We start from the raw sequence: 6,939 nt of genomic DNA on the forward strand, positions 1-6,939 counted from the left end.
CGAAGTTGGCCAAAGCCGTTTCATCTTACGGCTTTGGCCAACTTCGCGAACCGTTCCGCGCCCAACTCGAACGCCTCCGCCTCGCTGAGCCTGCCCCGAAGGCGATTGCGCGGAGCACCGAATACGCCGCCCCCTCCTTGGCTCAACTGCTCCGCCATGCGAGCGACACGCACCGTGTGTTTCAGCAGAGCCTCGAAGGCCGGCTCGTCCTCAAGGAGGGCAAGGCCGGGAAGACCGAAGTAAAGGGCTTGGTACGACGACACAGTGAGCCCGAACGTGGCCATTAGGTCCCGCTCTGCTGTCAACACCGCCTTGTTTAGGTCATCCCAGGGAGCGATCTTCGTCGGCGCAACCTCGACCCCGGTGACGCCATTCCGGCTCAGAAACCCGTAAACTTCATGCCGGATATCTGCTGGCCAAGCTATGTTGGAGATTGCTAGCTTCAGGCTCATCGACCCGCCTCGAGATAGCTGCTTATTCCCTCCAAGACCTGTGACCTGGAGAAATGATAAGCGCCTCGCCCCCCTAGAACTGTAGGATGTAGCGTCCGCATGTCATACCGTACCGGCGCATTTGTTGGATCGGGTGCGCGGAGTTTTCCGGGAAAAAAACGATCCCCGATTTCGCGCATCTCAATTGGCTCTGCTGAGATGTTTAGAAGCTTCAAATCTTGGTCGCGGATCGCTGCCAGATCTGCTTCCAGACGGCGGACATCATACCATTGGAAGGACCCCAAGGGATCAATCTTCTCGACCATATTGTCGTTCTGGAGGTCGTAGATCGCGTTCTTGCGCAAGCCTACGCCGTAGAGCGCCGGTAACCGGACAATCAGGTGATGTTTGAACCGTTCCCGAATGAAGCGCTCGAGCTTGGCCCGATTCGCACCGTAGGCAGCCCCTTCTTCAGAAGCAAAATCCATCTCTGTGACATTGATCGGGTTCTGGTACACATCAACGGTTGAAATTAGGACAAAGTAATCTGCCCGCACACCCTCAAGATTTTCGATCAGGTTGCTGACACCAGCCCAGTCAGCAACCGGGTCTTTGTTAGCCTTCCACTTGATGGCGCTCGTCCCCGCACACACCACTTCCTTAAAGTGCTGACCACACATTTGCCGGCTGTTAGCTGTATTGAAAAGCGCGCCGTACTTGCCGTGCGCCAACAGATTCGTGCCGACAAACCCAGTATGGCCGATCAAAGCTCGTCCCATCATCGCACGCTTATGCCTATCTCTGTAGCTTTAGCCCGAATCGTTGTTAGGAGTGACGAAGGAACATCGCGTGGAACGTCTCCATGATCGGCTTCAATCATCGAAAGGATCCGTTCAGTCGCAAAAAATATCGTATCGATCTTGCCGGACATTACTGTGAAGATGCGCCCTGATTTTCCAACATAGCAACTTCTGTCGTCACTATTACCCACTGGCTTGGTCTTGATTGATAATTGCGGACCGAGAAATTTGTATTGATCCCTGAAATTTGGTACGTTTTCAAGAGCTTGCTGGGTCATTAGATCAAGCTTCATTTCGATAAGAGATTTATCAGCGTTGTCCCGAACGCTGCGTGCCTCGTCGATGCTTCGATAACGCCCAAGTGGCGTATGAGGGACACTCGACAGAGTGTAAATTGTTTTTTCCTCTGTTGGGTAGATAGAATAGAGTGGACCATCGACGAACGTGACTGCAGGCAATCCTTCCTCAGCCTCAAAGTATAGTAGTAAAGTTGGCTCGAAGAAGGTCTCAATTTGAATTGGGCTGAAGTGTCCCCAAGTCGCGTCGATCATATAATCGAATTTTTCACCATTTACAGTGACGCTATGATTTGTATGGTCAACTGATTTAATCTTGACCCCTAAACTCAAGACCTGTCGCAGATGTGTCGAGAAATAGTGCCGTGCTTTTTCAATTAAAATAACTCTTTCGTCTGCTTTCATCATACCATCGATATTTCGCAGATCCATGCTGCACGTTTCGATAGACTTATATGGAATACCAGTTGCTGTCATAATAAGTTTATAAGTATCATAATCTATAAGCGAAGTCTGCCGTGGGACAGCATAGATATTTTCGCCAACAGGCAGACTCAAATCATTGTATCGTTCAATGAATCGCGAAAAACCATCGCGCGATTGGATTCGTGTTCCAGCATGGCGAGGATAATGGAACCCAAGATGTAGCCTAAATTGATTGTTTCCGGAAGCCTCGTGAAGCAGCCTGTCATTCTGTTCAAATATTCTTACGCTGAATCCCAATGCCATAAGCGAAGATGCAATGTGGCATCCATACCACCCGCCCCCAATAACTGCGATTTTGCATGGCATTTCTAATAAATTACCTCAATAATATTGAAATCTATATTTTTTCATTTAACTCTGAGGCTGAATGATTTTTTAAGTTGGATCCTTCGATTTAAATTCATTTGTCCACCGTCATTTCGTAAAAAGATTTCCATCTTGAAATGGAAATTCACGGTGTTTGTAATTCGTGCATGCGGCGAAAACAAGCCGACCGTTGTGGTGATCGGCAATCCTGGCGGACCGTTCCATGCAGTGCAGCTCTATCAATACAAATCTATATCAGTTTATAGGCGTAAAGAAGCTTATTTTTAGTATTTATAAAACAAAGATATATATATAATTAGATATATTATAAGTAAATTACATTATAATTCTGTTATTAAAAGTAATTATTATAGATCGCACAATGAATAATAGGCTCTTTGGATTGACGAGACGCGGTGTCGGTCTTGGTATGAAAGTTCAAATGCTCGTAGGCACCGTTTCAGGAGGCGAAGGTCGGGGTCAGAAAATCCTGTAGCCTTAGTCCGCGTTTGGGTTCAGCCCGAGTTAAGTGACCAGACGATCCGTGGCGGCAAACCGCGCTCCTATTTTAGAGCGCCTAACAGAACCATCTGATCTGATTGAGTGTGATGAGGCTTGCGGCGAGGATGGTGAAGGCCTCGTAGATGTCGGCGCGCCGCTCTTATACCAAGCCTCGTTGAGCGAGACTCACGCGGGGTAGCGTCGCTATCTGGGTCATGATTCTGTCCTCTGGTTTTGGAGCCTGAGGAGGATGGAATGGCTGCTCCGGTACCGCTGCGGTCGGATTTTGATGCCGAGGCCCTGCGCGTCCTGGCCAGGGGCGCGCGTGACCCGGCCCAGACCCGCCGCCTATTGACTGGGATTGGGATTGCCCCGGTTCGGTGTGCAGGGCGGTGACAAAACCATCCACTGGAGCGTCAGCGGGGTGCTGATGCGGCCGGTGTAAAAGCCGGCCAGGTGAGAGGCTTCTCTTTCGGGAGGGGCCCGGGATGTTTGCCGTGGAAGTCTACGCGGCGGTTCGGCAGTTCGTATTCAACGATGGCAACTCTCGTCGTGAGGCAGCCCGGGTGTTCGGGCTGAGCCGCGAGACGATTGCCAAGATGTGCCGGTTCTCGTTGCCGCCGGGCTACACCCGCACGAAGCCGATCGAGAAGCCGAAGCTGGGGCCCTTGCTGCCGGTGATCGATGCGATCCTGGAGGCAGACCGGATCGCATCCGTCAAGCAACGGCACACGGCCAAGCGGATCTTCGAGCGTCTGCGCGACGAGCACGGCTATGCGGGCGGCTACACGGTTGTGAAGGATCACGTCCGGATCGCACGCGCGAGTGGGCGGGAGACCTTCGTGCCGTTGGCGCACCCGCCGGGTCACGCGTAGGTCGACTTCGGCGAAGCGGTCGCCACCATCGGCGGCGTTCGTCAGAAGATCCACTTCTTCTGCATGGACCTGCAGCATTCCGACGCCTGCTTCGTAAAGGCGTATCCGCAGGAGACTACCGAGGCTTTCCTCGACGGGCATGTCGCCGCCTTGAAGTTCTTCGACGGCGTGCCGCTGTCGATTCTCTACGACAACACCAAGATCGCGGTGGCCAAGATCTGCGGCGACGGCCGGCGCGAGCGCACCCGCGCCTTCACCGAGCTGGTGAGTCATTACCTGTTCCGGGACCGCTTCGGGCGGCCAGGCAAAGGCAACGACAAGGGCAAGGTCGAAGGCTTGGTCAAGTACGCCCGGTCCAACTTCATGACCCCGGCCCCGGAGGCGGCCTCCTTCGAAGCGCTGAACGCGGATCTGGAACGACGCTGCCGGACCCGGCAGGATGAGCGAGCCGGACAGCATGCCGAGAGTATCGGCACGCGGTTGGTCGCCGATCGTGCCGTCTTGCGTTCCCTTCCGGCGGTCCCGCTGGAGCCGTGCGAGAAGCGGGCTGGGCGGGTCTCCTCGACTGCCCTGGTTCGCTACCGCTGCAACGACTACTCGGTGCCGACCGCCTACGGCTTCCGGGACGTGCTGGTGAAGGGCTTCGTCGAGGAGGTCGTGATCCTGTGCGCGGGGATCGAGATCGCCCGACACCCGCGTAGCTACGGCGCCGGCGTGTTCGTCTCCGATCCGCTGCATTACCTCGCGCTGATCGAGACCAAGCCGAACGCCCTCGACCAGGCGGCCGCACTCCAGGGCTGGGATCTGCCTGAGGCGTTCCAGCACCTGCGCCACCTCCTGGAGGCGCGCATGGGCAACCGTGGCGAGCGCGAGTTCATCCAGGTGCTGCGCCTGATGGAGGCGATGCCCAAGGACGTCGTGGCTTCGGCCGTCACCGAGGCGATCCGGATCGGAGCGATCGGCTTTGACGCGGTCAAGCTGATTGCGCTGGCCCGGTTGGAGCGACGACCGCCCCGGCTCGACCTGGCGGCCTATCTACATCTACCCAAGACCACGGTGAGGACAACCGCGGCCGCCGACTACGCAGTGCTGGTGCCGGAGGCGGCGGCATGAGCGCGGCACGTGACGAGACAATCCCGGGCGGCAACACCGGCGGTACGCCGGGGATCCTGCTCGCCCACCATCTCAAGCAGCTGAAGCTGCCCACGGTGCTGCGCGAGTACGACAAGGTCGCCCGGGAGTGCGCCCAGGGCGGCATCGACCACCCGCGCTACCTGCTTCGGCTGGTCGAGCTGGAACTGATCGATCGCGAACGACGCATGGTCGAACGCCGGATCCGGTCTGCACGCTTCCCGGCGGTGAAGAGCCTCGACACCTTCGACTTCACCGCGATCCCGAGCCTGAACAAGATGCTCGTGCTGGAGCTGGCGCGCTGCGGCTACATCCTCGGCCGGGAGAACGTCATCGCACTTGGCAACGCCGGCACCGGCAAGACCCACATCGCCTTGGCTCTCGGCCTGGCGGCTTGCCAGAAGGGCTTCTCGGTCGCCTTCACCACTGCGGCCTCGTTGGTCAATCAGCTTCTGGAGGCCCGCGATGAGCGCCGTCTGCTCCGGCTTCAGCGCGAACTGGCCTCTGTGAAGCTGCTGATCGTCGACGAGCTTGGCTACGTGCCGCTGTCGCCGACGGGGGCCGAGTTGCTGTTCGAGACCTTCTCGCGACGCTACGAGCGCGGCTCGACCGTGGTGACCTCGAACCTGCCGTTCGAAGACTGGACCTCGGTTCTGAGCTCTGAGCGTCTCACCGGCGCGCTGCTCGATCGGCTGACCCACCACGTCAGCATCCTGAGCCTGAACGGCGACAGCTACCGCCTCAAATCCTCTCGCAGTCGACGCGGCCGCGCCGACGGCAAGGCGGAGCAAAACCAGGCCACAACCGACGCCCACGATCCCGAGACGGGCGAGATCCTGCCGGCCTGAGCCTCATGATCGGCGACGAACGATGAAGGGGCCCGATCGGGCCCCTTCATCGTTCAAGCTGCCGGCCGCCACTGGCCTGGTTTTACTCCACCGCAGAGGCCTGGAATTGGTCCGCCCTTTACACATATGACCGCGCTAGGTGCCATTCTGTTAGATGCTCTAAAGCTCTACAATTATCTTATCAATGACGAGCTGCTATAAAAACTGGGACTGTTCGTGGACGCCACTATTTAGAGCTGCAGGCTCAAGATTATACGCGGTCTTACGCCGGTTTTTAAAATTGGACGAAAGAGCACAACCACTTCAGGTTCGATCCCTTACATAACATACTGTGACCGTATATCTAAATTAGACTGCGCGGGTCACGGCGTCCACCACCTCGTCCACGACTTCGAGGACGAGGCCGCGATCGTCGCCCTCCGCCATCACGCGGATCACCGTCTCGGTGCCGGACGGCCGGATCACGAGGCGGCCGGCATTGCCCAGGCGCTCACGGGCATGCGCGATGGCGGTGACGACGGAATCGGCCTGCAGCGGCTCGCCGGAACGGTAGCGCACGTTCTTGAGGATCTGCGGCAGGGGCTCGAAGCAGTGGCAGACCGCGCTGACCGGGCGCTCCTGGCGCTTGACCACGCTGAGCAACTGAAGGGCCGCCACGAGGCCATCGCCGGTGGTGGCGTAATCCGACATGATGATGTGACCGGATTGCTCGCCGCCGAGGTTGAAGCCGTGCTCGCGCATGTGCTCCAGCACGTAGCGGTCCCCCACCGCCGTGCGGGCGAGGGTGAGGCCGATGCCACCGAGGTAGCGCTCCAGGCCGAGGTTGGACATGATGGTCGCCACCAGCCCGGGCTGGGTCAGGCGGTCGTCCTCCTTCCAGGAGCGGGCGATCACGGCCATCAGCTGGTCACCGTCGACCGACTGCCCCTTCTCGTCCACGATAAGTACCCGGTCGGCGTCGCCGTCGAGGGCGATCCCGATATCGGCGCGCAGTTCGCGCACCTTGGCGGCGAGCGCCGCCGGGGCGGTCGAGCCGACGTCGCGGTTGATGTTGAAGCCGTCCGGCTCGACGCCGATGGCGATGACTTCGGCGCCGAGTTCCCACAGGGTCTCGGGCGCGACCCGGTAGGCGGCGCCATTGGCGCAATCCACCACGATCCGCAGGCCGTCCAGGGTGATATTGCGGGGCAACGAGCGCTTGGCAAACTCGATGTAGCGGGCATGCACGCTCTCGATCCGCTTGGCGCGGCCGAGGTCCCGCGATC

5 protein-coding genes and 4 pseudogenes are annotated in these 6,939 nt (G+C 58.0%); 3 read left to right on the forward strand and 6 right to left on the reverse strand.

Annotated features, from left to right (window positions below; all coding sequences use genetic code 11):
- Positions 1 to 20: 20 nt before the first annotated feature.
- The 5 genes and pseudogenes from MFF30_RS23215 to MFF30_RS23230 all read right to left on the reverse strand — a co-directional run.
- Positions 21 to 452, reverse strand: coding sequence for a hypothetical protein (locus MFF30_RS23215; RefSeq protein WP_238282460.1), 432 nt, complete (start codon positions 450 to 452; stop codon positions 21 to 23).
- Positions 449 to 1,213, reverse strand: a complete 765-nt coding sequence (locus MFF30_RS23220) for a Rossmann-fold NAD(P)-binding domain-containing protein (RefSeq protein ID WP_238282461.1) — start codon at positions 1,211 to 1,213, stop codon at positions 449 to 451. Before MFF30_RS23220 ends, MFF30_RS23215 begins: the two co-directional genes overlap by 4 nt.
- The gene (locus MFF30_RS23225) at positions 1,210 to 2,085 is read right to left on the reverse strand and encodes a hypothetical protein (RefSeq protein WP_238282462.1); all 876 of its coding nucleotides are present in this window, start codon (positions 2,083 to 2,085) and stop codon (positions 1,210 to 1,212) included. The genes MFF30_RS23220 and MFF30_RS23225 overlap by 4 nt, the downstream gene beginning before the upstream one ends.
- A gap of 27 nt (positions 2,086 to 2,112) precedes the next feature.
- Positions 2,113 to 2,319: pseudogene (locus tag MFF30_RS26285) on the reverse strand (FAD-dependent oxidoreductase); the annotation flags it as partial.
- Between the two features lie 577 nt (positions 2,320 to 2,896).
- Positions 2,897 to 2,980, reverse strand: a pseudogene (locus MFF30_RS23230) (IS5/IS1182 family transposase); the annotation flags it as partial.
- Positions 2,981 to 3,035: 55 nt separating this feature from the next.
- Between MFF30_RS23230 and MFF30_RS23235 the strand changes: the two are divergent.
- The 3 genes and pseudogenes from MFF30_RS23235 to istB all read left to right on the forward strand — a co-directional run.
- Positions 3,036 to 3,174 (forward strand): annotated as a pseudogene (locus tag MFF30_RS23235) (IS630 family transposase); the annotation flags it as partial.
- 134 nt (positions 3,175 to 3,308) lie between these two features.
- Positions 3,309 to 4,808 (forward strand): annotated as a pseudogene (gene istA / locus MFF30_RS23240) (IS21 family transposase).
- On the forward strand, positions 4,805 to 5,674 hold the full coding sequence (gene istB / locus MFF30_RS23245; RefSeq protein WP_238282463.1) for an IS21-like element ISMex8 family helper ATPase IstB: 870 nt from the start codon (positions 4,805 to 4,807) through the stop codon (positions 5,672 to 5,674). The pseudogene istA and the gene istB overlap by 4 nt, the downstream one beginning before the upstream one ends.
- Before the next feature lie 348 nt (positions 5,675 to 6,022).
- On the opposite strand, the gene MFF30_RS23250 is transcribed toward istB, so the two are convergent.
- The coding region (locus tag MFF30_RS23250; RefSeq protein ID WP_238282464.1) for a phosphohexomutase domain-containing protein at positions 6,023 to 6,939 on the reverse strand (917 nt) is incomplete at its 5' end.

Origin of the sequence: Methylobacterium goesingense (assembly GCF_022179225.1) — a bacterium.
Lineage (GTDB): Bacteria > Pseudomonadota > Alphaproteobacteria > Rhizobiales > Beijerinckiaceae > Methylobacterium > Methylobacterium goesingense.